Genomic DNA, 25,558 nt, shown 5'->3' on the forward strand with positions numbered 1-25,558 from the left:
AAATTAACTAAAAAATAAGCAAGCAAAAAAATAAAAAACAAAATAATTATGAGTCATCCTCTTTTTTTAAAAAAAAGAGTAAATTGTTTTTAAATTATATTTAGAGGGAGTGATTTTTTCATGGAATTTAATAAACTAATTTTGTTATGTGTATGTGTAGTAGCAATTGTAGTAATTTCTTGTGCATCTATATGGGCTTTATCTTCTGGAGTTGAAACCAATCTTGTGGATTCTGCCACTACTATTAATCAAGGAGAAAATTTCACAGTAACATTATCTGATAATGAGGGCAATAAATTAACAAATAAAAATGTTAGTTTAACTATAAATAATTCTAATAATCAATTTAAAGAATACAATCTTACAACAGATAATAATGGAGTAGTATTTTTACCTATAAATTTACCTTCAGGAAATTATTCTATACTATCAAATTTTAATGGTGTTGATGGATATAAAAGTTCCACTCTTTCACAAGATTTGATTGTTACTAGTTTAATTTCACAAGGAACAAAATCCAGTAACAGTGATAGTTCTATTTCAAGTAGTTCAAATGGGCCTGAAACTTTTGGAGTGTGTATATTGTGGTAAGGTAGTTCCGGGAAAATGGGGTAGAATATGTTGTGATAGTTGTCAAAAAGCTCGTGATTCAGGGGACATGTCACAAATTCAACATACTGATGAATCTAAAGCATATATTGATCCAAATGGAAGAGTTAGTGGGGATGGTGATCATAGTGATGTTTATCACAATTATAGGTATGATAATCTTTAATTAAAAATTATTTTTTTATCTAACCTTTTTTTACTTTTCTTATTTTTTTTTTATTAAGATAAACTTGTTTCTGCATGATGTTTAAGAATATTTCCACTAACAGATTGAGAAATACTTACATTTTGATTAATTAAACTAATAGGTAATAAAGCATTATCAAAACGATCATTTTTCAATTTATCTAAATTGTTTAAAATTATATCAATATTTTTAAAATCATTTTTACAAGGTTTGCTTAAACGATGACTTGAAGGTATATCTAATACAAAAACCTTATTTTTAGTTGATTTATAAATAATTTTATTACTATAATATGTAGTACTACCATAAGGTTGGTTAATGTTTTCTTCACCAAATATTATGTATTTATAGATATATTCATTATCTGGTATGATATAGGTTCCAGGTTCGAATAATTGACTTATTTCATGTGCATGGTCCACAAATTCTCCACTTTTTTCCACACCTACTAAAAACAAATCATAAGTATGTTCTAAGTAAGTTATGAGTTCTCTCATTGGTTTGCTCATATTACTTGTAACACCAAAAAATGCTAAAGGTCCATCTTTAATAAATAATGATTCTTTAAGTAAACTTGGAGCAACATCCATAAGTATGTGAATGTAATGAATTATAAGGAATTGTTCTAAAGTATTCATTAAATAACTACTTATTCCTTTTGCTAAATTTTCACTTATTAATTCGTGTAATCTGAAAACATCAGTTAAATAGATTTTTTCATGACAATGTGGGCAGTTGAATGTGTAATTTTTCATATTGTGTTTATAGAGTATTACAGGTTTACCACATTCTGGACAAGAACTTAAAAGGTATGTCATTTTTTCAGGTTTACGATATTCTCTATATATAAACCAAGATAATGTTTCCATTAATGTTTTTTGGATTTTAGTTTTTTTGAAATGATTATATAAAAAGTATCTGATACTGTTTTTAAGATTTTTTTGTGTTTTACTTTTAATATTTTTTGTAGGGATACTGAAATTATATGCATCAATATTATGTAATTTTCCAATATCTAATTTTCCTATAAACTCTTTATCTTCTAATTTAAATAAGTCATTTAATTGGAAATAGTTCACACCATATCTGTAGAATGCTACAGTACTTGATGGGAATTCTTTACCTATCATTACTTCATTATATCCTCCATCAAATGCTAATACTTTTCTTATAGGATTTTTTTTAATCGTTTTGGCAGTGTAAGTGTTCATGTTACCTATTAATTCTTCTGTTGCATGTTTTGGATAGTAACAATCTTTTAATAATTCTTTTATATCTTCATCTAAAATTAATGGTGTTTGTGATGATTGGCTTGCGAATTCTGCTGGTTTTAATCCTTCGGAATAACTCATTTTTTCATCCTCCAAATTTATCAATTTGTACTGGTACTACAAATGGATTGCTGTATGTTTTCATTCTTACGAATCCTTTATCTTGTGGGGCGAATCTTCTTAATGTGTCTAAGAAGTCTTCGAAGTCATAAAATTTTCGTAGTTCATTTAATTCATCAGTATTATTTAAGTGTGAGATAAACCAATTTTGAGTATTTTTTAGTATATTACTACTTATACTGCTTACTTCTTGTGTTGCGTAAACTAATCCTAAGTTTAATTTAGCTCCTTCTTTAGCTATTCTATTATATATTTGGTTTAAATCTGAATCATCATGTTTTGGGAATAAGTTATGTGCTTCTTCAAAGTAAAATTGTATTGTATTCCTTGTTTTTTATGAAATTTTTTATACTATTTTTGAAGATGTGTTCACATATTCTTTTACTGTAATCGTTTTGTATTTCTCTTTCGCCTTGTGATAGGTCTACAATTATGATTTTTCCTTCTCTTAAAAAATTTATTATTTCTTTTTTATAATTATCTGTAGTGGTGGTGTGATGATTGTTTAATACTTCTAAATTTTTGTATCCTCTTAAATTTTCGTTTGTACTATTTTTTTTACATCTTGTTAGCATGATTAATAGGTTTTCTAAATCTTTATCGATCCAAGTTCTATTTTCATGTTTTAGGGGATAATCTCTTAAGTAAGGTATTTCATCGTGGTGTTGCCAGATTGATGTGAAGAATTCTATTGCATCTTCGTAGCTTATTCCTTCTGTTGGATCTATTCCTACGTTTGGATCATTGGAAATATGTGAACTCACTGTGAATCTTATTTTCTCAGGATTTCCATATTTGTCTTTTGGTAATTCAAATCCTGCTTTATACAAACAACATTGGTATGCTGCTTCTTTTCTTTTATATCTTCTCATTTTACTAAAGTATGAGTCTTTTTCTTCTTGGCTTATTTCCCCTTTTGGTTTTTTAGGAGGATGTAATTCTATACTTACAAAATCTTCCATGTATCCTGATCTGCTTGTTTGTCCTAGTTTTGTTTTTATAATGTTGAATCCTTCGTTGATATCATGATAGAAGTTTGCTCTTAATGTTTTGAAATTAGGTTTGTCTAAAACACTGTATCTTACTACTTTTTCAGGATTTAATATTTCATATATTGCTGTTCCTTCGTCTTGTTGGTTGCTGTTAGCATATTCTCCATTTATATCGAAAACTATTTGTCCTATCGGATTTTTTGGAGTGTTTAATTTGTCTGTTAATTGTATTATCTTTTTTAATGTGTTGGATTTTCCAGTTCTTGTCATTCCAAATATTGCTGTTCTTTTTCCGATGAAGTCTTCACTAGATACGTATACATTAACTTTATTATGTTTGAATCCACAACTGCTACTGTACTTTACTTTACCTATACTAACTGGGTGACGTTTTTCTGATTTTTCACATACTCCTAAGTTTACTATTGCTTCTAATGCTTTATCTTTTGGTTTGTATATGGTGTAATTACTTGGGCTGTAAAAATTGTCAATATCTGATCCGAAGTAAACGTCTCCATTTTCAGTTTTGTGAAATGATCCGAGGACATTACATTCTAGACCGCTGAAACTGAATGCGTATCTGGTTAGTGGGTCCATTTTTTCTTTTTCACTGGTGTTTGGTTCTTTATAATATTCTATGAGTGTGCTGAATATTTCTTCTTGGTTTGGTAGGTGGACTTGTCCCATTGCTCTTAAGAGTATTGCTTCAGGGTTTTCCCCATTATCATTGTCGTAGTATGCAAGTAGGAATGTACCTTTTGGTATTCCATGTACTTTTGCTTTACTTTCGTCTCCAATAAGTATGCATGCTTTCGAGTAATCTAAGTAAAATGGTTTTCCTACCATTTCTTCTTTGCCTAATGCAAATATATCGTTTTTATTTAGTTCAAATTTTTCTTTCATCTTTACAAGCACTCCCTATAATTTTCTTGTAATATGATTCATCTATTTTTTTTAATGGTGCTTCTTTTTTGTACTCTTCTTGGGAGGTTTAATTTATAAATTCTTCAAAAATTTTAATTTTTTTTGCTAATGCTTTTTGAAGAATTTATTTAATATTTTTTTAATCCATTTTTTGGATTTCAATCCCTTAAATTATTTTTTTTAAGGTGAATGATTAAAGTTAAGATATTTTTTTTAACTTTAAATTTTTTTTATGAGTGAATTTATAAAGATAATTAAGTAAGGTATATATATTAGGTCTTGTGCTAGAGCATTTGAAAAGTATTATTCAATTTATTAAGTAATATTTATATACTAAAATAAACATATTTTAATTTTTAATATGAATTAATAAAATTATTTTAAAGATTGAGAATATGGGCCTGTAGCTCAGTCTGGCCAGAGCGCTTGGCTCTTAACCTTGTTGTCGCGGGTTCAATTCCCGTCAGGCCCGTATAACTTTTTTTAACTTTAAAATTTTTTACATAATTGGAATTGTAAATTATATAAGATTAATAGAAACCCTTATAAATGATTAAAACAAAAATCTTATTATCGTTGTAATAGTAACTAATTTTTAATATAACTATTAATACTTTTTTAATATTTACAAAAAAATTATCAACAATATACTAAACGATACTTTTTTAGGGACTAAAATAAAATCTTATTTTTATTATATATCCCGTGGATGTGGCCCATTTTAAAAATAAAATAATTTAAGAAATTATTTTATAATCATTAAAAAGGCTGAACTAAATTAAAGGTGTAACTTAAAATGATGTATAAATATATTAAAGAAGCATGGAGAAATCCATCTGAATCTTACGTAAGAGAACTTATGTGGCAAAGAGCTCCTGTTTGGAGAAGAGAAAATGTCATAACTAGAATAGAAAGACCTACTCGTATAGACAGAGCACGATCCTTAGGATACAAAGCTAAAAAAGGATATGTAATGGTACGTACTCGAGTAAGAAGAGGAACACGTCGAAAAACTCGTTTCACCAGTGGTCGTAAACCAAAACGAATGGGTGTAAACAAAATCACAACAGCTAAAAGTATTCAAAGAATAGCTGAAGAACGTGTAAGTAAAAAATATCCGAACCTTGAAGTTTTAAACAGTTACTGGGTATGGTCTGATGGTAAATTCAAATACTATGAAGTTATCCTTGTTGACCCACAAAGTCCTTCAATCAAAAATGATTCTAAAATTAACTGGATTTGCGAATCTCAACACAAAAACCGAGCACTTAGAGGATTAACTAGTGCAGGTACTAAAGGTAGAGGTATTAGCAAAAAAGGTAAAGGAAGAAAGAAAGTAGGTAAAAACAAATACGGAAAATTCAAAAACTCTAGTAAATTCTAAAGTTTTAATTTCCTTTTTTTACATTTCTTTTAATTTTTACTTTTTTTCTAAAAAATAAATAAAATATAATTAAATAAAAACTATTTCTTATATAACAAAAAAATTAATAGAAAAAAATCATAAAAGATTTTTTCTAATAGGATTATTAAAAATTATGATACATAATATTCGCTTCAGATTATTCATATATGAAAATGAAGATTCTGAAGAACTTATTTTAGCATTACTTAATATTTTACCTACTGCAGAATATGAAGTAGAAATGGCTGAAGGTTTACTTGGTGAACCTATGCAAATATTAACTGGTAGAATAGATAAAAAAAGAGATTGTAAAGATTTTCTTAAAAATTTACTTGAAACAGATCAAGAACAATTAATCAAACTTAACAAAGATTTAAATTCTAAAATGGATCATAGTGGTAACCTATTTTTAAGATTAGATAAAACAGATGCAATAGATGATATTTGGACCATTATTGATAAAGGAGATGCAATACATTTAAAAATAAAAATAGAAGCATATCCTGCAAAAAAAGAAATTGCAATGAAAAATTTATCAGAAATCTTACCATAAATATTAACAATATTAATAATTAATAAAAAGGAGACGGCCTTAAATAATGAAATATTATGATTTTAACTTAAAAGGATCTAATTATCAAAATGACCTAAAACTCTTAAATGAATCTCATAATCTAAATTGGGATTATGTGAAAATAATGTATTCACAAGAAGAGTATACAAATGCACTTAATAATGAAAACATTTTAAGAGATGAAGAGAAAAAATTAGGTATAAATTTTGATTATGGTTTAGAAATCAATACAAATAATCCTGAAGAATTACGTAAACTTACACGTAAAAATCGTAGTAAAATCAAATACATTTCATGTTTAGGTGGAAATTTAAAAATAAACCGTGCAGCCCTTGAAAATCGTCAAATAGATACTTTATCAAGACCTTATTATCATCGTCGAGATTCTGGTATGAATCATGTTCTAGCTAAACTTGCACGAGATAATAATGTATGTGTGGAATTATCACTTAAAGATATTTTAACTAATCATTTATCATATCGTGCAAAAGTAATTTCATATTTTAAAGAAATCTTATTATTTCAACGTAAATATAAGTTTCCATTAATTTTAACAAGTGGCGCTACTAATTTTTATGATACTAAATCAGTTAAGGATTTTTTATCAATTTTCAATTCTATAGGATTTACTAATGAAGAAATAAATAATGCAATATCTACGGTACCTTCTAATATTATCGATTTTAACAATAATAGGGAAAATATGGTTATTGAGGGCGTATGCATAGTAGATGATGACTTATGAAACTAAAAGTTTTACCTCCAACTCTTCGTAAAAATAAAAGATATTTAACTTTAGATATTAAATCTGAAGTTAAACACAATAAGGATGATTTTGTTTTAGCTATATGGGATTCATGCATAAGATTTTGGGGAGAACAAGAAACTAGTAATTTTGATTTATGGTTAATGAAATTATTTTATGATGATGAATCTGATGATTTTTACCATTATCGTGCTGTTCTCAAATGTCAACGAGGATATGAAGAGGAAGTTCGTGCAGCATTAGCATTATCAACTCGTTATAATAATAAAAAAATTAACATTACAACTATTGGTTTATCTGGAACTATTAAATCAGCTGTAGATAAATATATTTAAACAATTATTTTCATATCTTTTTTTAAAATTTTCTAATTTTCATTTTATCAATATTTTATTAAATAATAAATTATAATACATTTAATTAATTATTATAAAAATTTATTATTTTAATAGAAAAAATAGGATAAGGAGATTTTTATTCAATGTTAACTAATATTAATCAATATAATTATGCTACATGTTTTATTAAAGATTATATTAATGAAAATAATTTAAAGTATATTTGTCCTTTAAAGATTAAGGAAGTATATAATGATTTTCAAAATAAATTTTCACCTTATATATTAAAAAATTTGAGGGATGATGAAATTTTAGATTATCTATTTTTACATGATTTTGATAAGGATAATTTAGCTTATATTTTAGAAAATTTTGAAACTAATTTTACAGGTGCACTTGGTTTAAGTAGTCCATATAAATATCGTTTGTTTAAAAAGAATAATCAATGGGTTTGGGGTGCAACAAGTAAACATTTAGAAAAATTATCTACAGATGATGCTATTATTAAAGCTAAACTAATTAGGGATGCTCTTATAAAAGGTGCGGATTTAATTCAATCAACTACTCTTATTTCTTCAGAGGATTATATAAATCTTGAAAAGGCTTTAGTAAATATTTTTAATGATTCAAAAGTTTCACCAACATCTTCTTGGGTTCATAAGTATTATCATTTAATTTTTCCAAAAAAATTCATAAATTTCCATTCATTAACTTGGAGATCTTATATTTTAAATAATTTAAATATTTTACCCTCTTCTAATTTTTATGGATGTGATGGGCAAGTGTTTTCAATTATTCATGGGGCTGATTTAAATCTTTATAGTTTTAATATGGTTTTTAATCAAATGATTAGTGAAAACATTTTACCTTTAAATAAATCTAAGGGTAAGGATTTTAATGTTTGGCTTTTATCACCTGAGGATAATCTAGATTTATGGAGTGAATTTAAGTTAAATAATTTTATAAGTATAGGTTTTTCTAAATTAGGTAATTTAAATAATTTTGAGAATATTCATGAAATTAGGTATGAATTAGATGAGAATTATCCTGGTTCTTTAAATCAGATTAATAATTCAAAAGCTTTGTGTGATTTTTTAAAACAAATGAGTATTGGTGATTATGTTTTTATTAGAATTGGAGGAGATAAACTTTTAGGTTTAGGGCGGATTGTTTCTGATTATAAATTTAGTGAAGATTTTAATCATTATCGTGATGTGGAATGGTTAAAAATTGATGATATTGTTGTTGGGGATCCTTTAGCTCCATTTTTGCCTTTAATTTTAACAAAAATTACTAATATTAATAAAAACAGATTCAGGGGTCATGATTTTTATAAAGCTTTAGGTGAAAAATTGGGTTATGAATTAGAATAAATTTAAAAAAAAGTGGGGGGAATATTGTGGGTGATGTTTTTAGAATTTAATTTTTGGTGTTATTCTATCTTCATCACTTATTTGGAAATAATTTATTGGTTTAAAGTTGAATAGGAGTGCTACTATATTTGTTGGTATTTGTTGGCATAGGTTATTGTAGTTTAATACTTTATTATTAAAATTTTCCCTATAATTTGCAATTTGTCCTTCAATTTGGTTTAATTGGTTTTGTAAGTCTTGAAAATTTGTATTAGCTTTTAAATCAGGATAATTTTCAGCAACCATAAATAAATTATTAAGAGTTTCAGTTAACTTATTATTAGCATTTAATGCACTTTTAACAGTATCCGCATTTTTCAAACCAGATCTAGCTTCAGTTACTTCATTTAAGGTTTCTTTTTCATGACTTGCATATCCTTTAACGGTTTCTACAAGATTAGGGATTAAATCCATTCTTCGGTTTAATTGGACGTCAATTTGAGCCCAACTATTATCAACACTATTTCTCCCATTAATTAGTTCATTGTATCCTTTAAATAGTAAATAAGCTATTATTACTATGAAAGCACCAATTAAAGAGCAAATCCAATTGTTCGGATAACCTAAATTACTTGTAAAGATTAAGAATATTATTAGACTTATAAAACCATATAATAGACTTCTACTAATATCGTTCATTTTTAAATCCCCCTTTTTTTGTTGTTTTTTAAATATATAATTCAATTTAAATAATTAGTTTTCTATAAAATCTATTAAATAAATTTTTTCTATTTTTAAGAGTTTTTTTTATAATAAAGTTTATTAACTAATTTAAGTATAAATAAATAAGAACAAGAATTAGTAGGATTAAAAAAAACTTTTACCAAGTAAAGGATATTTGGTTTATTTTTAAGAATTGCTTATATTTTAATAATAAAATTATAAGTAGAAAAAAATGTGGTAAGGATTTAGTTTTTTTGTAGAATTAGGCTTTGTCTTTATTGTGGAATTAATATTGAGTATTTTTTTCATTTTCTTATATGATTTAATAAACTTTTTTTTATTCCTCTATTATATGAAAAATGTATTTTTGTATTTATAAGAATTGATTTGATTTAAAAAAAAATATTTAGTGAGGTATTGAATAATATGCAACCTTTACAACAACAAAATGCTGGATATGATAGAGCTATAACCGTATTCAGTCCAGATGGAAGACTTTTCCAAGTAGAATATGCAAGAGAAGCTGTTAAACGTGGAACTACCAGTTTAGGTGTTAAATCTAAGGATGGTGTGGTTCTTGTCGTGGATAAAAGAACAACTAGTAGATTAGTCGAAACTAAATCTATTGAGAAGATTTTCCAAATTGATGATCATATTGGAGCTGCTACTAGTGGTCTTGTGGCTGATGCTCGTGCTTTAATTGATCGTGCTCGTGTAGAAGCTCAAATTAATAAAATTAGTTATAATGAACCTATTCGTGTTGAAGCTTTAGCTAAAAAGATTTGTGATTTAAAACAATTATACACTCAAAATGGTGGTGTTAGACCTTTTGGTTCTGCTTTAATTATTGGTGGAGTTAATAAGAAAGGATGCCGATTGTTTGAAACTGATCCTAGTGGAGCATTAATTGAATATAAAGCTACTGCTATAGGTTCTGGTCGTAGCGATGCTATGGATTATTTTGAAGAAAACTATAAGGAAGATTTAAGTCTTGATGAAGCTATAGATTTAGCATTAGATGCTGTTTATGTTGCAACTAGTGGTAAAGTTACAGATAAATCAGTTGAAATTGCTGTTATTGAAGCTGAAACAAAAACTTATAGAAAATTAGATCATGATGAAGTAACAAAATATGTTGAAACTCTTTTAGAACGTAACGCTCCAGAAGAAGATGAAGACGAAGAAGATGCTGATGCTGAAGAATCTGAAGATAAAAAAGATGCTGATGCTGAAGAATCTGAAGATAAAGTAGAATAAGAAGATTAAAATAAATATTGTTTTTTTTAATCTTCTTTTTTTTAAAAGGGAGGGTATGATGTTATGGTTAATGTAGATGATGCAATTATTGCAAGGTTAGAATCTTATGGGGAAAAATTTGAGATTTTAGTTGATGCTGATTTAGCTGCTGATTTTAGAAACCCCGACCATACAGAAGAAATACCAATTGAAGATATATTAGCAGTTGAAGAAATATTTAAAGATTCTAAAAAAGGAGATAAAGCTTCTGAAGAAGCTATGGAAAAAGTTTTTGATACAGTTGAGCCTTTAGAAGTTGCAAAACAAATACTTGATAAAGGACAAGTTCAATTAACCGCTGAACAAAGACGCCATATGCAAGAAGATAAACGTAGAATGGTGATTAATACTATTGCACGTGAATCAATTAATCCACAAACAGGTTATCCTCATCCAGCACAACGTATTGAAAATGCTATGGATGAATGTAAAGTAAAAATTGATCCATTTACAAGTGTAGATCAGCAAGTTAAAACTGCACTTAAAGCTATTAAAGTTAAAATACCTATACGTTTTGAAAAGGTTAAAATGGCTGTTCGTCTTCCAGGAGATGCAACCGGACATGCTTATAAAGAAATTAATAGTTTGGGCAAAATTTTAAATGAAGAATGGCAACAAGATGGGTCTTGGATTGGTATAGTTGAGATTCCTGGTGGTTTACAAGATGCTTTTAATCATAAGATGGCCTCTATATCTAGAGGGGAAGCTGAAACTAAATTAATTAAATAAAGAATTTTTTTGGAGATATAAGGATTATGTTATATGTAGATGAAAAAGATTTAGTGATTCCGGGTGAAGTCTTAGCTGAAGGTGACTTTTATTCAGGAAGAGGAACCTTCCAGGAAAATGGTTCTGTTTGTTCAAAACTTATGGGATTAGTTTCCCTTCGTAATAAGAAGATTAGTGTAACTCCTCTTAAAAGTAAATACATTCCTAAACGAGGGGATGTTGTTATTGGTAAGATTCAAGAAGTAAGATTCTCAATGTGGGATGTTGATATTAACTCACCTTATTCTGGTATTTTATCTGGTTCTGAAGTGTTTGGGAGAGATAAAAGAGAATTGAAAAGTGTTTATGATGTTGGAGATACTCTCTTTTTTAGAATCATTGATGTTGATGAAGTTAAAAAAGCTAAGCTTGGTTTAAAAGGTCGTGGAATGGGTAAATTCTATGGAGGTATTATAGTAAGTATTTCACCTACTAAAGTACCTAGACTCATAGGTAAAAAAGGTTCTATGATTAATATGATTAAGGATAAAACTCATTGTAAAATTATTGTTGGTCAAAATGGTTTAGTCTGGGTTAAAGGTGAAGATCATATGCAACAATTAACTAAAGAGATTATTAATCAAATTGATGAACAAGCTCATACTAGTGGATTAACTAATCGTATTCGGGATAAATTATGTTTAGTTATTGATGGTAAATTACCTGAACCGGAAGTTGAAGTTGAAACTGAAAATGATGTTAAGTTTTTTGATAATTCACCAAAACATGAAATTTTAGAAGATGATGATGAAGATGTTCTAGCTAAACCTACTCTTCAAAACTTTAAAGATGATTTAGAAGATGATGAAGGTTTTGTTGGAGATTCTGTAATTGAAGAAGTAAGTAATGTTGAAGATTTCAGTAATGATAGATTATCTAATTCTAATAGTATTGATGAAATTTCTATAAATGAAGAAGATAATTCCAATTTGGATGTTAAAGAAAATAATTCTATTGAAGATTTAGAAGATGTTTTAGAAGAAGATAATGAAATTACAGGCATTGAATCTGATTTAATATCTGAAGTTCGGGCTAAGGTAGAAGCTGATTCAAATAAAGAAAATAGTAATGGTTTGAAGTTTAAGACTTTTGGTAAATCAAAGTTTAATGATAAAGTTGATAAGCATTCTAAATTACATTTTGGTAATATTTCCCAAGCAGATGGGAGAAGTTCTAGTAGTATTTTGAATCCTGAAACTAAAGGTAAGAAATCTAGTAAATGGAGAAAATTAGATTAAATATTATATTTTTTTAATAATTATGAGGTGTTAGTATTTCAGAGGATACTTTACGGGGCGATGGTAGAAAATTTGATGAACTTCGTCCAATAAAAATTGAAGCAGGGGTTTTGAAACGGGCAGATGGGTCTGCTTATGTTGAAATGGGTGGAAATAAGATTTTAGCTAGTGTTTATGGTCCTAGATCCACTTATATGAGAAGATTTTTACGTCCAGATACTGGTGTTATTAGAGTTAGATATAATATGGCTCCATTTTCAGTGGATGATCGTAAGAGACCAGGTCCAGATAGACGTAGTATAGAAATTAGTAAGATAGCTGAGGATGCTTTACGTCCAGCTTTACTTTTAGAAAGTTTCCCTAATAGTATGGTTGAGGTTAGTATTGAAGTAATTGAAGCTGAAGGTGGTACTCGTTGTGCGGGTATTACTGCAGCTGCAGTTGCTCTTGCTGATGCTGGTGTTCCTATGAAGGATATTCCTGTAGGTTGTGCTGCTGGTAAGATGGATGATAAAGTTGTTCTTGATTTATCTGAAATTGAAGATAAAGAAGGGCAAGCTGATGTTCCTATAGTTATATTACCTCGTACTGAGGAAATTACACTCTTACAAGCGGATGGTAATTTAACTGAAGATGAATTTGAAGAAGCTTTAGATTTAGCTATTGGTGGTTGTCAACAAATTGCTGAATGTCAAAGAAAAGCTTTAAAAGCTAGATATGGGGAATAATTATGGATATTGTACCGGAAATCACAAAGAATAGTATTACTAAGTTAATTAATGAAGGTGAAAGACCTGATGGTAGATCTGTGGATGAATACCGTAATATTTATGTTGAACCAGGTGTTATAAGTAAAGCTGAAGGTTCAGCTAGAGTTAAATTAGGTGATACTCAAGTAATTGCGGGAATTAAACCTAGTATTGGTACTCCTTTCCCTGATACTCCTGATGTTGGAGTTTTAATGACTAATTGTGAATTATTACCTATGGCTTCACCAGATTTTGAAGCAGGTCCACCTAGTCCTGATAGTGTTGAATTAGCACGTGTTGTTGATCGTGGAATTCGTGAAAGTCAATTAATAGATTTAGATAAATTATGTATTAAAGAAGGCGAAAAAGTTTGGATGCTATTTGTGGATTTACATGTAATAGATTATGATGGAAACCTTTTTGATGCATGTAACCTTGCAGTAATGAGTGCTTTAATGGATTGTAAAATACCACAAGCTACTTTAGTTAATGATGAAGTAGAATTAGATTATGATAATATGGTTTCTTTATCTATTAATGATAAATTATCTTTAAGTACTTTTGTTAAGATTGGTGATGGAATAGTATTAGATCCAAGTTTAGAAGAAGAAAGAATTTTAGATGCTAGATTAACTGTGGGTATTAGTGAAGAAGGTAATTGTGTTTGTTCCATGCAAAAAGGTGGAAGTGAACCTTTAACACGTGATGAAATTTTAGATTCAGTTCATACAGCATTTGAAGTTAAAGATGGCTTACTTGGAAACTTGTAAATAGGATGTTTTTATTCAATTCCTATTTTTTTATTTTTTTAAGCTTTTTAACCATTAACTTTAAATACTTTTAAATCTTATATTAGTATATTATATGTTTTAACAATAATTTAGATTGTTGAAATTTAAGTAAAAAATAATTCTATTTTATTATATTAAAAAAAATAATTTTTTTTTATAAAAATCTAAAAAAAATATTATAGGATTTGAAAATTAATTTTCATTCTAAGGTTTTTTAATGAATTTTTTCTAAAAAGGTAAAAGGAATTAATTTTAATATAATTTTTTATTTATTCAAATAAATTTTTTAAGTGATTATTATGGCAAGAACAAAGAAAGTTGGTATAACAGGCCGTTTCGGAGCAAGATACGGAAGAAAAGCAAAAAGATCCGTTAAGAACATTGAAGAAAACATGAAACAAAAACATGTTTGTCCTAGATGTGATAGACCTTATGTTAAAAGAGTAAGTGCAGGAATTTGGAAATGTACTAAATGTGGTACAGTCTTTACTGGAGGAGCTTATGTTCCTGAAACCCCTATGGTTAAATCTGCAACTCGTAATATCAAAGGATTAGGAGGAGACTAAACTGTATAGATGTCCAGAATGTGGAACTGAAGTCGACCATCATGGATATATGGAAAATAAGTGTCCTAAGTGCCGATATAGAATTTTATTTAAGGAAGTTCCTAAAGTAAGAAAACTAGTTAAAGCACGATAATTTTTTAGACTTTTTTTTACTTATCTAAAAAAAATATTATTAAATATTTTTTTTCTAAAAAAACTTTTTTTTTAAATAAAAACTTTGAATATATACTATTTTTTTATAAATTTAAAAATAATATAAAAGGGAAAATTCCTAAATTTTTTTTATGGGAGAATTAAATGATTATTTATGTTAATTTCAACATCTAGAAAACCATCACAAAAAACAAGAAAGTTTTGTAAAAATTTATCCCATGCTTTTGATTATGATTATACTAATCGTGGAAAATCTTCTATTAGAGATTTGCTTGTTAAAAGTAAAGAACTTGGACGAAATGGTTTATTGTTAATTTATGAAATCAAAGGAAATCCGAGTAAAATGACTTTTATTTCATCAATGGGTGAGGAAGAGTTAGCTTTATTAATTTCTGCTGAAACTTGTAATGAACGATTACATATTAAGCCTAAAGATTTGAAAATTCGTAATGATTTTCCAGATTTAAGTCCTTTGTGTGATGTGCTTGGTTTTGAAGTGGATAATAAGAGTAAATTAAGTTCTAATTATCTTCATTTCCGTTCTGCGGATAATGGTAATGAAGAGGGATTATATAATCTTCCAATTGCAATTATTGATTTTTATAATAAATTTGGGGATAAAATAGATCTTCGAATTAATGTTAAAAAGATTGTGGTTGATTAGAAAATAAATTAATAGTGGGGGTTGTTTTTATCCTTGAAAGTACTAGTAAATTTTTAAACAGTATTAAATCTAATATTGAAATAGAATTTGATGATTTTAATCAGGCAAGTATTGTTCATGATTCTATTTTACTTGAATTTGAAAGTTCTCCAGATTATAGGAGTACTATGAATATTATTCAAGATGGTAATGTTTTAATTTTAAGTATTGATGCTGAGGATGCTACTAGTTTTCGTGCTAGTCTTAATTCTGCTATTAAATGGATGAGATTATCCGTAGAAATTAATGAATTAGTTTAAAACTTTTTATGGATAAGGTTTAAATAGATTATTAAATATATTTAAATATAGTATTTATTATAAAATTTATATTATGTTTTAGAAAAATTTTAAAGGTGGATAATAATTATGGATATTCCAAAAAATGTACAAGAACAATTAAATCAATTTCAACAATTACAACAACAAGCTCAAATGATTGCAACTCAAAAAAATACTAATGATATTCAAATTAAGGAAACTGAATCTGCTCTTGAAGAATTAAAAAAAGCTGATAAGGATGCTGATGTTTTTAAGACTGCAGGTAATTTACTTATTAAAGTAGATCATGATGAGATTAATAGTGAACTTGAAGATAAACTTGAAACTTATAATCTTAGACAACAAACAATGTCTCGTCAAGAAGATCGTGTTATGAAAAAGCTTAAAGAAATGCAAGCTAATATTGAAAAAGCTATGAAAGGTTTACAATATAATAGTGAACCTTCTGATGTGGAATAAAAGATTTATTTTTAGGTAAAGAATTTATTTTTTTACTTTTTTTAATATTTTCTTATTTTTTTATAGTTTATTAATTCTTTTTTGTGTGTGTGTTTTTTATGAAGGTTCTTAAAGATTTGTCTGAGAATGATTTAGTTAATATTTCTGATTTTTTATCTAATGAGATTAATAAGGAAATAAGTTTTATTTCTAATCCTAAAGAGATTATTGGTATGGATGTTAATGTTAAGGTTGCTTTTGATGATATTGATAAGCGTTTAGATGTTGATACTGATGTTGATTTGGATACTGATAGTTTGTCTAATTTAAGTGAGGACGCTATTGGTGAAGCTGTTGATCGTGCTTATAAAAAGTTAGATAATTTTATTGATGCTCATTTTAAAGTGGATGAGTGATTTCTTTTTTATTTTTTTTATTTCTTTTTTTAGGGTTTTTTATATAAAAAATATTTTTTAAAGTTAAATTTATTTATTTTAAAGTTAACTTTATATACTTGTTTTTAGATAATATAAAATGGTCCATATAAAAAAACAATAAAAAAACTGTTTTTTTATTAATTAATTTTTTTTAAAACCAAAAAAAAACAAATTCCTTAATAAATTTAATACCTTTTTTTAAAAACAAAATATTACCTAAACCAAATTAATAAAACATTATAAAAAAACTTTTTTTCAAAAAATATTTTAACCATTAGAACCTTATAAACTATTATAAATTAATAAACCGCATAAAATAAAATAATAAGAAAAAGGGGAATATAAAAAAATGGCAGATAAAATAATAATAGCTTCATGTAGTGGAATGAGTCCTAACGGATTAGTTGCACGAGTAGCCGCATTAGATTATGTAATTGACAACGAAGATGTAATAGAACTATGCATGGGATTAGTATCTGGAGACCAAATCAATTACAACCTCCTAATAAAAGAATACCCTGTCTTTGCAATAAATGGATGCGATGGTAACTGTGTGGAAAAAATACTTAACGAACGAGGAGTAAAACCAGCAGGAGCTATAAATATAGGGGAAGAATTAGAAAAACAATCTTATACTCCAAATGATCCAGCAAGATTAGACGAAGAAGGAGAAAAATGTGTAGAATACATAAAAACCCGCCTCAACGAAGAATTAAAAAAAATATTTGAAAACCAAAAAGAATAAAAAAAAGGGGCATAATAAAATTGATTGAAATAATTCCAGTATTAGATTTAAAAAACCACATAGCAGTTAGTGGAAAATCAGGACAAAGAAACACATACACACCATTACAAACAATATACTCACCTAACCCCAATCCATTTGATATTGCAGGAAACCTAAAAATAAACAATGCAAAAAGAGTATATATAGCAGACTTAGACCTAATAGAAAAACAAGGACACAATATAGATCAAATCAAAAACACCAATATGATATTACCTGTAATATTAGATGCAGGAGTAAAAAATTATGAATCCTTCAAATTCTATCTAAATTTTGCATATAAAGTAATAATTGCAACAGAAACCTTAGAAAGTATAGAAGAATTAGATAAAATATTTAAAACATTCCCATCTGAGAGAATAATTATTAGTGTAGATGTAAAAGACGGTAAATTATTCTCACAAAACCTAAACATGAACTTAAAAGAATTCCAAGAAATCCTAAAAAAATATGATCCAAGTGAAATCATACTCTTAGATATATCTAGAGTAGGAACTGGAGAAGGATTTAACAAAGAATTACTAGAAGAATTTAAAGATTTCAAAGACCAAATCATAATAGGTGGGGGAATTCAAGCAAAAGACCTTCAAAAATTAGAAGAATTAGGTTTTAAAAAAGCACTAGTAGGAACAGCCTTACATAAAGGTGAAATCAAAATAAACCCCTTTTAAAAAGAATTAAAAAAATTAGTAAATATATGCTAAAAAAATAAGTAAAAAGTCATAAAAATTTTTTAAATCATAAGAAAAAGTAAAAATAATTAATTAATTTAATTTTTTTTTTTAAGCTAACATTGTTGGCAGTATAATAAATGGACTTATTGCAGCTATAAAAAATAATATTATACCAATTGCAGTTGCTATTTTCCGATTATCCATAACTCCTGTTATTATACAGAGTACTCCCATAAATCCTAAAATTACTGGAATGATGTGTGAAAAAAATATAAATCCTGTTGCCATTATAAATCACATTTAAATATATTTCAATTAATTCTATTTATGTTATTTTTCCTATATAATACTATTTAATTATAAAAACACTTTATTTAAATTAAGCTTAAAATAATCCATTCAACTTCTTCAGCAAATAACATTAAACCATAACCTGCTATTAAACCTGTAAATAATCTTAAAGTATTATTACTCAAACGATTACCATAACGTTGAGTTAACCCATCAACCAAACATGGAATTACTAAAACTACTGAAAATATTAATAAAAATAAATTATGAATCACACCTTGTATAAAGTAAAATATAAAAAATGAAATTATACCAAGATATAATCCAGTGCATCTTGCACAAACTGGGAATTGATGGCCTTTAATATGAAAACTTCTCTCCGGTTTCCTATGACAAATATAATTTAAAGGATTTATAATAAATTTCACCCTCTTCTTTTTAGTCTCCAGAACAACATGCACTGAAAATAATCATTCCAATTATCACAGCCAATACAATCATTATAAAACCCATATTTTTTCACCCCAAAAAAAAATTTTATTAATTCTAAATTCCACTTTTTTTTAATTAATACCTTTTTTATTCATCTTTTTTTATAAAACTTTTCATAAACAATTTTTTAAACTTTTACTAAAAACTCTATTATTCTTAGTAATATGTTTATTATATATTCTCATATTATTTCAATATAAACAATATATGATTCCAGTTCCATTTAATAATATCTATTATACTCCTTTGCTTATTTGAATTAATATAACTTTATTTGGATGAAATATTTTAAAAAAAAGTTAAGAGTTTTTACAAGATTTTATTCTAATTAGAAATTTTTTAAGAGAATCAAATCAAAAATTATATATTTATCCTATGTTCATAACTATTCAACAGATAAAGGATTTAAATAGTATATAAAAAAAATTTTACTCAATACGAATATAATTCCTTTAAAAAAATTTAATTTTATTCATTAAATATAATTTTTATTTTCCATTATTTCGGTTTTTTTAAGTGGAATTAATAATTCCTTTATCAAATAAATTTAAATTAAATAATTAAAAAAAAATGGAGTATATTAATATTTAGGAAATGAAAAATGAAAAATTGAACATTATCAGTATATGTATAATAACGCTGCTATTATCCATCTTAACTACTGCCGCCATGGTGACAGTAAGTGCAAGTGATCCTCAAATAACAGATAATACTAACATAACTACATGTTCTGATAATTTGTATGATGAAAAATTATATGTTGATACGATGTATGTATCAAATGAAAATGAACTTATTAATGAAGAAACACAAATAGATTCATTACAAACAGACTGTGAAGAAAAACTCTTAGAATCTAAGGATGTGAATACAGGACTAAATTCACGAGAAGTGAGTTCTGAAGTTAATCTTTTAAAATTTTATAATCCCAAATTTGAGTCATATCTTAATAAAAATTATATTGATTCGTATTCATCTGATTTTGTTTGCTCTGGATTAACTTTTAGTTTAACATTTCAGGTAGCTAAAAATGAAAGTGCTTTAACCTTTGATAAATTTATTAATTATTATTTAGAAGGGGACACTATTACATCAATAATAAATGAAACTGATCCTAAGGGTTGGGTATCATTAACTCATACTATGCCTACTTTAAGTGTTTATACCTTATATCATGGTCTTCAAAATAAATTATCTGCTTATGATTATACTCAAAAATTAAATTTTAAGCACAAACTTAAATTAACTTCAAATTATAATCAATATAACACTTATGGGGAAACCCCTCATATGATTGAAACTACTACAAATTCTAGTGGTACTCAAATATTCAATATAACCCTTAAATCTAATAATCTCACTTTTATAACAACTAATTCTAATGGTCAACCGACATTTTTATTACCTTCAACTTATTCTCTTTCTTCTATGTATGATGTAAATTTTTGCACCAGCAATAATGAGGATGAATATTCACAATCTAAATTTGGAGCATCATTAAAGGCTAGCTCTCAAACTCCAACTATTAATGCAATCATTCCTAATACTTTTGTTTATGGTGCAGAGGATAATATTATTACTGTGACTTTAAATGATTTTAATGGTGCCGGTATACCTGATCAAACTATTAAGTATAAGGTTGATAAAAGTATTGAACAATCTTCCATTACTGATTTTGAGGGTAAAGTGACTATCATTTTGTCAAGTAGTTTAAAAGGTGGTTCTCATACATTTAATTATTATTATGAGGAAAGTACTAACTATAACTCTGTTAATGGAGAACAAAAAACATTCAATATTAATCCTCAGGAATCTTGGTTGGATACTGAGGATGTTAGTTATAGTTTTGTTTATGGTTATAGTTCTGGTAATGTTATTGTTAATTTGAAGGATGTTAATAACAATGTTTTTCCTGGTTATCTTGTTAATTGTACTTTATGGTTAGGTAATGAGAAAATTTCTGGTATGCCTACTGTTAAGTCTGGTGAGGCTTTTAGTATTCCTACTAATTTGGCTGGTGGTGAGTATACTTTGAAGTATGATTTTGGTGGTAATGAAAATTACTCAAAATCTTCTAGTGAAACATTTATTACTATTAATCCTCAAGCTACTAGTATTAATACTACTGATGTGAGTTATAGTTTTATTTTTAATAGTGAAAGTAATACTGTGACTATTAATCTTTATAATGCTTCTAAGGATTTATTGCCTAATAAAAAGATTTCTTATACTTTTAATGGTGAAGAATCTAAAGAGGCAGTATCTGGTGAAGCATTTGTTTTACCTATAACTGGTTTAAAAGTTGGTGATTATACTTTATCTTATCAATTTATGGGTGATGAGAATTACACAAAATCTAATGTGGTTACTACTAATATTAATGTGATTCAGCAAACTCCAAATATAAGTACTCCATATCTTAAGTATACTTTTACTTATGGTGTGGATAATGCTATTATTGTGACTTTAACTGATTCAAAGTCTAATGATCCTTTAGAGGGTAAGACTATTAAGTATCATTTTGATTCATTAACTGCAGAAACTTTAATTACTAATAGTAATGGTCAAGTTAGTATTCCTGTTTCTAAAGATTTAACTGCTGCTTTAAATCATATTTTGAATTATAATTTTGTTGGTGATTATAATTATACTAATAGGACTGGTTTACAAGTGAATTTTACTATAAATTCTCGGAAGACTTTTGTGAATAATAGTATGGATCATTATATTTTCATTGAAGGTACTAATTCTAATACTGTTCCTGTGTTCTTGTATGATGTTTATAAAACTAAATTATTAACTGGTAAAACTATTTATTATAATATTAATGGAGTGAATGGTTTCACTAATGATGGAATTATCTCTATTCCTAATGGTTTACCTGGTGGACGTGTTTATACTTTAACTTACACTTTCCGTGGTGATGATAATTATATTAAATCTAGTAATAGTTCACTAATTTTCATTCAAAAAATTACACATTTTGAGGGTTTTAATCTCAGCACTATTAATAGTAGTGTTAATTATACTGTTTGTTTAAAGACTTTAGATGGTAATGTTTTAAGTAATGAGAGTTTACTATTCGTATTTAACAATACATATTATCCTGTTGTGACAAATGTGAATGGTGTGGCATGTTTAAGTTTAAACAATTTAAGTTTAGGATCATATAATGTAGATTATGTTTACTTTGGAAACAATTTATACACATCATCTAATGGATTTAGTAATATTAATGTTGTTGATAAATTAAAAACTGATTCTAATATTATTCTCACTTACGATGTTAAAGGTAAAGTTTTAAATTTTAACTTAACAAGTAATAATATTCCTATTAATGAAGCTAATATCACTGTACTTATTAATGGAACTAATTATACTTTAATCACTGATAAGGATGGTTTAGCTAGTATTGATTTAAGTAATTATAGTCTTGGAACTTATAATCTAAGTTATTATTATCCTGGAAATAAGGATATTAATAAGTGTAATGGGTCTTGTAATATTAGTGTAACTAATCCTATTGATTCTGTTTTAACTTTAAACAATTATACTATGACTGTTGGTTTACTTGGTAATCTTACAGGTAAGTTAACTACATTTAATGGTACTCCTTTAAATGGTATGGTGATATTTTTAAATCTCACTAATCTAGGTAATAATTTAAGTAAGGTTTATAATGTTACAAGTGATATTAATGGAGATTATGCTTTACCTATTAATCTTGCAGTAGGAGAATACAGTGCTAGTGCAAGTTATCTTGGAAAAACCATTGGAAATAACACTTACCTTAATATAGGTCCTGTTTATAGTAGTATTAGTATTAAAGCTAATATGACATTTGTTGGTACTGTTTTAAGTGTGAATAATTTAACTGAAACTTATGGTGATGGTTTAAACTTAACTGGAAAACTCTTAGATATTAATGGTAAACCTGTAATTGGTCAACATATCTTATTAAACTTAACACGTCTTAGTGATGGTGTAAGTAAAATTTATCCATGTACAACTGATAATACTGGTGAGTATCAATTAGAAATCAACCTTTACCCTGGAGAATATAGTGTTAGTGGAAGTTTTAATGGTTTAACTGTTAAAAATGTTACTTATTCCCTATCAACTATAATTAATGGTTCAATACTTATTAATAAGGTTGTTACTGTTTTAAGTGCTGATGAATTTCTTGCTAAAGTTAATTATGGTCTTATTTTTACTGGAAAACTTATAAATAGTGAAAGTGAACCATTAAGTAATCAAATGATTAGTATTAATCTTAATAATTCACGTAATGGTTTAAGTAAAACATACTATGTATATACTGATACTAATGGAGTATATAGTTTAGTTATTAATTTAGCTAAAGGATCATATACTGCTCAATGCAGTTTCACGGGTACAAATGAATATGAATCTAGTATTGCAAACACAAGTTTAAGTATTAAAGCTTAATATATAAAATTTTAAAACTTTTTTTTCTTTTTCTTTTTTTATTGTCTTGTTTTAAGTTATTTTTTTTATACAAAAACTTTTATAACAATAGTTATATAATAGTATTGTATATATAAATATTTATAAATACTTAAAAAAATAAATTATTAATTAATATAAAACTTTAAAAATTATAAAAAAATACAATTTAAAAATTTTCTAGGAGAATTATAGAATGGAAAAAGGAACAGACGTATTAAAAGAAGGCTTTGCAAAAATGACTAAAGGTGGAGTCATCATGGATGTAGTAAATGCAAAACAAGCAGCAATTGCAGAAGATGCAGGGGCAGTAGCAGTAATGGCATTAGAAAAAGTACCAGCAGACATCCGTAAAGCAGGTGGAGTAGCAAGAATGGCGGATCCAACTATCGTAGAAGAAGTAGTAGATGCAGTTAGTATACCTGTAATGGCAAAAGCAAGAATAGGACATATTGCAGAAGCACAAATACTTCAAACACTCGGAGTAGACATGATAGATGAAAGTGAAGTACTCACACCAGCAGACGACGAATTCCACATAAACAAAAAAGAATTCACAATCCCATTCGTATGTGGAGCAAGAAACCTCGGAGAAGCATTAAGAAGAATCGACGAAGGTGCAGCAATGATACGAACCAAAGGAGAACCAGGAACAGGAAATGTTGTTGAAGCAGTACGTCACATGAGAATGGTAACTGGGGAAATCAGAGATGTTCAAAACAAAAACACTGAAGAATTAAGAGAATATGCAAGAGTCATAGAAGCACCATTACCATTACTTGAAGAAACAGCAAAACTTGGACACTTACCAGTAGTAAACTTTGCAGCTGGAGGAATTGCAACACCAGCAGATGCATCCTTAATGATGCAACTTGGATCTGATGGAATATTTGTAGGATCTGGAATCTTCAAATCAGGTAATCCAGAAGCATTTGCAAAAGCAATTGTTGAAGCTACAGCTAATTATGATAAACCTGAAAAACTTGCCGAAGTATCCAAAGGACTTGGAGAAGCAATGAAAGGAATAGAAATCTCCAACATTTCAGATTCTGAAAGAATGCAAGAAAGAGGAATATAAAACCTTTCTCTTACTCTTATTTTTTTAAAACATTAATAATACTAAAAGGTAAGAAATTAATATGAAACCAGTATTAGCAATAGGACCACTAAGTAAAGACATACTAATAAACAAAACACAAAAAATAGAAAAAACAGGTGGAGCCTTATACTACCAAAGTCAAATCTACCAATACTTAAAAACCCCATATCAAATAATCCTATCACTAAAAACTGAAGATAAAAACTTAATAAACAACTTCCCTAATCCAGAAAAAATACATCCAATATATAAAAAAGAAACAATAACATTCACTAATAAATACTTAACACCAGAAAAAAGAATACAAACAAGTAACTTCGCAAATACACCAATAACTATAGAAGACATTAAACCATTAACAGAAAATATAAATTTCTCAGCAATAATCTTAAATCCTCTATTAAAAACAGATTTCAACTTAAATATTTATCAATATTTAAATACATTAAAAACACCTATCTATTTAAGTATACAAGGACTTTTAAGAACACAATCTAAGAATAATCAAATAAAATTAGAGAAAAATAAGGACCTTAATCAAATATTACCTTATATAACTGGTTTATTTTTAGATCAATTTGAAGCACAAACATTATATCCAAATGATCCCTTAGATTTAATAGCATATAAATTATCTAAACTAGGACCATTAGAAACAATAATAACACAAGCACATAAAGGTTCACTTATACATTCTAAAATTACTAATACTACAATTTCTGTACCTGCAGTTAAAGTCCAAGAAGAAAATTTTCCAACAGGAGCTGGAGATACTTATATGGCAGCATATATTTCACAAAGATTAAATGGGTATAGTATTAATTATAGTGCAGAATTCGCATCTGAAATCACTAGTAAAAAAATAGAATGGGGTAAACTAATATAAATCCTTGTTTTTATTTTCTGAATTATAAAAACATTTAAAACTTCTTTTGATATCCCTATTTTAAAATTTTTTTTATTCAGTTTTTATTGATTATTTATTTTTAATTTATTTATTATCTTTATTTTGAATGTTGAGGGGGGAATGTTTTATATATTTTTAATTTTATATTTTTAAATGTCGA

Annotated in this window: 28 protein-coding genes, 1 tRNA gene and 1 pseudogene; 24 read left to right on the forward strand and 6 right to left on the reverse strand. The window is 27.1% G+C overall.

Translation table 11 applies throughout. The annotated features are described in order from the left end of the window. Nucleotides 1-120 precede the first annotated feature (120 nt). Nucleotides 121-591 carry a hypothetical protein gene (locus BP769_RS02515; protein WP_413861987.1) on the forward strand — a complete coding sequence of 157 codons (471 nt, stop codon included), beginning with the start codon at nt 121-123 and terminating at the stop codon, nt 589-591. Next, entirely contained in the window at nt 569-775 is a 207-nt protein-coding gene (locus BP769_RS02520; protein ID WP_413861989.1) for a hypothetical protein, read from the forward strand. Before BP769_RS02515 ends, BP769_RS02520 begins: the two co-directional genes overlap by 23 nt. A 53-nt stretch (nt 776-828) precedes the next feature. Here BP769_RS02520 and BP769_RS02525 read toward each other — a convergent pair whose 3' ends face one another. Genes BP769_RS02525 through BP769_RS02535 form a run of 3 tightly spaced genes read right to left on the reverse strand, consistent with a single transcriptional unit; the run spans nt 829 to nt 4,082 of the window. Continuing rightward, nucleotides 829-2,148: a hypothetical protein gene (locus BP769_RS02525; RefSeq protein ID WP_413861991.1), complete on the reverse strand. Its 1,320-nt coding sequence runs from the start codon at nt 2,146-2,148 to the stop codon at nt 829-831. A 4-nt stretch (nt 2,149-2,152) separates the two neighbouring features. Further along, nucleotides 2,153-2,506 (reverse strand): hypothetical protein, encoded by a 354-nt coding sequence (locus tag BP769_RS02530; protein WP_413862015.1) that lies wholly within the window; start codon nt 2,504-2,506, stop codon nt 2,153-2,155. Further along, nucleotides 2,490-4,082, reverse strand: a complete 1,593-nt coding sequence (locus tag BP769_RS02535) for a helicase HerA domain-containing protein (RefSeq protein WP_413861993.1) — start codon at nt 4,080-4,082, stop codon at nt 2,490-2,492. The genes BP769_RS02530 and BP769_RS02535 overlap by 17 nt, the downstream gene beginning before the upstream one ends. 418 nt (nt 4,083-4,500) lie before the next feature. On the opposite strand from BP769_RS02535, the gene BP769_RS02540 reads away from it, so the two are divergent. From BP769_RS02540 to BP769_RS02565, 6 genes are all read left to right on the forward strand, one after another. Then, a tRNA-Lys gene (locus BP769_RS02540) sits at nt 4,501-4,575 on the forward strand. Nucleotides 4,576-4,902: 327 nt separating this feature from the next. Further along, a complete protein-coding gene (locus tag BP769_RS02545) occupies nt 4,903-5,487 on the forward strand; it encodes a 50S ribosomal protein L15e (protein WP_413862017.1) in 585 nt (194 codons plus the stop codon). Between the two features lie 154 nt (nt 5,488-5,641). Next, entirely contained in the window at nt 5,642-6,061 is a 420-nt protein-coding gene (locus BP769_RS02550; protein ID WP_413861995.1) for an RNA-binding protein, read from the forward strand. A gap of 46 nt (nt 6,062-6,107) precedes the next feature. Next, entirely contained in the window at nt 6,108-6,827 is a 720-nt protein-coding gene (gene rnp3 / locus BP769_RS02555) for a ribonuclease P protein component 3 (RefSeq protein ID WP_413861997.1), read from the forward strand. After that, on the forward strand, nt 6,824-7,183 hold the full coding sequence (locus tag BP769_RS02560; protein ID WP_409198868.1) for an Rpp14/Pop5 family protein: 360 nt from the start codon (nt 6,824-6,826) through the stop codon (nt 7,181-7,183). Before rnp3 ends, BP769_RS02560 begins: the two co-directional genes overlap by 4 nt. A gap of 146 nt (nt 7,184-7,329) precedes the next feature. Continuing rightward, nucleotides 7,330-8,559 (forward strand): hypothetical protein, encoded by a 1,230-nt coding sequence (locus BP769_RS02565; RefSeq protein WP_413827176.1) that lies wholly within the window; start codon nt 7,330-7,332, stop codon nt 8,557-8,559. Between the two features lie 39 nt (nt 8,560-8,598). On the opposite strand, the gene BP769_RS02570 is transcribed toward BP769_RS02565, so the two are convergent. Further along, nucleotides 8,599-9,237, reverse strand: coding sequence for a LemA family protein (locus tag BP769_RS02570; RefSeq protein ID WP_409198870.1), 639 nt, complete (start codon nt 9,235-9,237; stop codon nt 8,599-8,601). A 450-nt stretch (nt 9,238-9,687) separates the two neighbouring features. Here BP769_RS02570 and psmA point away from each other — a divergent pair, with 450 nt between their 5' ends. From psmA to BP769_RS02635, 13 genes and pseudogenes are all read left to right on the forward strand, one after another. Beyond that, nucleotides 9,688-10,518 (forward strand): archaeal proteasome endopeptidase complex subunit alpha, encoded by an 831-nt coding sequence (gene psmA, locus BP769_RS02575; protein ID WP_413827179.1) that lies wholly within the window; start codon nt 9,688-9,690, stop codon nt 10,516-10,518. 63 nt (nt 10,519-10,581) lie between these two features. Further along, nucleotides 10,582-11,286 (forward strand): ribosome assembly factor SBDS, encoded by a 705-nt coding sequence (locus BP769_RS02580; protein ID WP_413825746.1) that lies wholly within the window; start codon nt 10,582-10,584, stop codon nt 11,284-11,286. A 26-nt stretch (nt 11,287-11,312) separates the two neighbouring features. Next, a pseudogene (rrp4, locus tag BP769_RS02585) lies at nt 11,313-12,134 on the forward strand (exosome complex RNA-binding protein Rrp4); the annotation flags it as partial. A 464-nt stretch (nt 12,135-12,598) separates the two neighbouring features. Continuing rightward, complete coding sequence (gene rrp41, locus BP769_RS02590; protein WP_413825853.1) at nt 12,599-13,291, forward strand: exosome complex exonuclease Rrp41; 693 nt, start codon at nt 12,599-12,601, stop codon at nt 13,289-13,291. Next, nucleotides 13,291-14,082, forward strand: coding sequence for an exosome complex protein Rrp42 (rrp42, locus tag BP769_RS02595; protein WP_413825851.1), 792 nt, complete (start codon nt 13,291-13,293; stop codon nt 14,080-14,082). Before rrp41 ends, rrp42 begins: the two co-directional genes overlap by 1 nt. 320 nt (nt 14,083-14,402) lie before the next feature. After that, nucleotides 14,403-14,669, forward strand: coding sequence for a 50S ribosomal protein L37Ae (gene rpl37A / locus BP769_RS02600; RefSeq protein ID WP_409198873.1), 267 nt, complete (start codon nt 14,403-14,405; stop codon nt 14,667-14,669). A gap of 1 nt (nt 14,670) precedes the next feature. Then, entirely contained in the window at nt 14,671-14,802 is a 132-nt protein-coding gene (locus BP769_RS02605; RefSeq protein ID WP_409199082.1) for a DNA-directed RNA polymerase subunit P, read from the forward strand. A 174-nt stretch (nt 14,803-14,976) separates the two neighbouring features. Continuing rightward, complete coding sequence (locus BP769_RS02610; protein ID WP_413825743.1) at nt 14,977-15,486, forward strand: ribonucleotide-diphosphate reductase subunit beta; 510 nt, start codon at nt 14,977-14,979, stop codon at nt 15,484-15,486. 14 nt (nt 15,487-15,500) lie between these two features. Next, nucleotides 15,501-15,785, forward strand: a complete 285-nt coding sequence (locus BP769_RS02615) for a KEOPS complex subunit Pcc1 (RefSeq protein WP_413825740.1) — start codon at nt 15,501-15,503, stop codon at nt 15,783-15,785. A gap of 108 nt (nt 15,786-15,893) precedes the next feature. Further along, nucleotides 15,894-16,265: a prefoldin subunit beta gene (locus BP769_RS02620; protein WP_413827181.1), complete on the forward strand. Its 372-nt coding sequence runs from the start codon at nt 15,894-15,896 to the stop codon at nt 16,263-16,265. Between the two features lie 98 nt (nt 16,266-16,363). Then, nucleotides 16,364-16,660 (forward strand): DUF3194 domain-containing protein, encoded by a 297-nt coding sequence (locus BP769_RS02625; RefSeq protein ID WP_413825734.1) that lies wholly within the window; start codon nt 16,364-16,366, stop codon nt 16,658-16,660. Between the two features lie 370 nt (nt 16,661-17,030). Next, entirely contained in the window at nt 17,031-17,426 is a 396-nt protein-coding gene (locus BP769_RS02630; protein ID WP_413827187.1) for a putative zinc-binding protein, read from the forward strand. 20 nt (nt 17,427-17,446) lie between these two features. Then, nucleotides 17,447-18,139: a HisA/HisF family protein gene (locus tag BP769_RS02635; protein WP_413825729.1), complete on the forward strand. Its 693-nt coding sequence runs from the start codon at nt 17,447-17,449 to the stop codon at nt 18,137-18,139. A 111-nt stretch (nt 18,140-18,250) separates the two neighbouring features. On the opposite strand, the gene BP769_RS02640 is transcribed toward BP769_RS02635, so the two are convergent. Continuing rightward, on the reverse strand, nt 18,251-18,430 hold the full coding sequence (locus BP769_RS02640) for a hypothetical protein (protein ID WP_413825726.1): 180 nt from the start codon (nt 18,428-18,430) through the stop codon (nt 18,251-18,253). 86 nt (nt 18,431-18,516) lie between these two features. Next, a complete protein-coding gene (locus tag BP769_RS02645; protein ID WP_413825723.1) occupies nt 18,517-18,861 on the reverse strand; it encodes a DUF2085 domain-containing protein in 345 nt (114 codons plus the stop codon). 658 nt (nt 18,862-19,519) lie between these two features. Between BP769_RS02645 and BP769_RS02650 the strand changes: the two genes are divergently transcribed. The 3 genes from BP769_RS02650 to BP769_RS02660 all read left to right on the forward strand — a co-directional run bounded on the left by BP769_RS02650 (nt 19,520) and on the right by BP769_RS02660 (nt 25,377). Beyond that, a complete protein-coding gene (locus BP769_RS02650) occupies nt 19,520-23,374 on the forward strand; it encodes a hypothetical protein (RefSeq protein WP_413861999.1) in 3,855 nt (1,284 codons plus the stop codon). 214 nt (nt 23,375-23,588) lie between these two features. Then, the gene (gene pdxS, locus BP769_RS02655) at nt 23,589-24,470 is read left to right on the forward strand and encodes a pyridoxal 5'-phosphate synthase lyase subunit PdxS (RefSeq protein ID WP_409198889.1); all 882 of its coding nucleotides are present in this window, start codon (nt 23,589-23,591) and stop codon (nt 24,468-24,470) included. A 61-nt stretch (nt 24,471-24,531) separates the two neighbouring features. After that, complete coding sequence (locus BP769_RS02660; RefSeq protein ID WP_409198890.1) at nt 24,532-25,377, forward strand: PfkB family carbohydrate kinase; 846 nt, start codon at nt 24,532-24,534, stop codon at nt 25,375-25,377. The last annotated feature ends 181 nt before the right edge of the window (nt 25,378-25,558 follow it).

It is taken from the genome of Methanobrevibacter sp. UBA417 (assembly GCF_002508845.1).
GTDB classification, from domain to species: Archaea; Methanobacteriota; Methanobacteria; order Methanobacteriales; family Methanobacteriaceae; genus Methanobrevibacter_A; species Methanobrevibacter_A acididurans.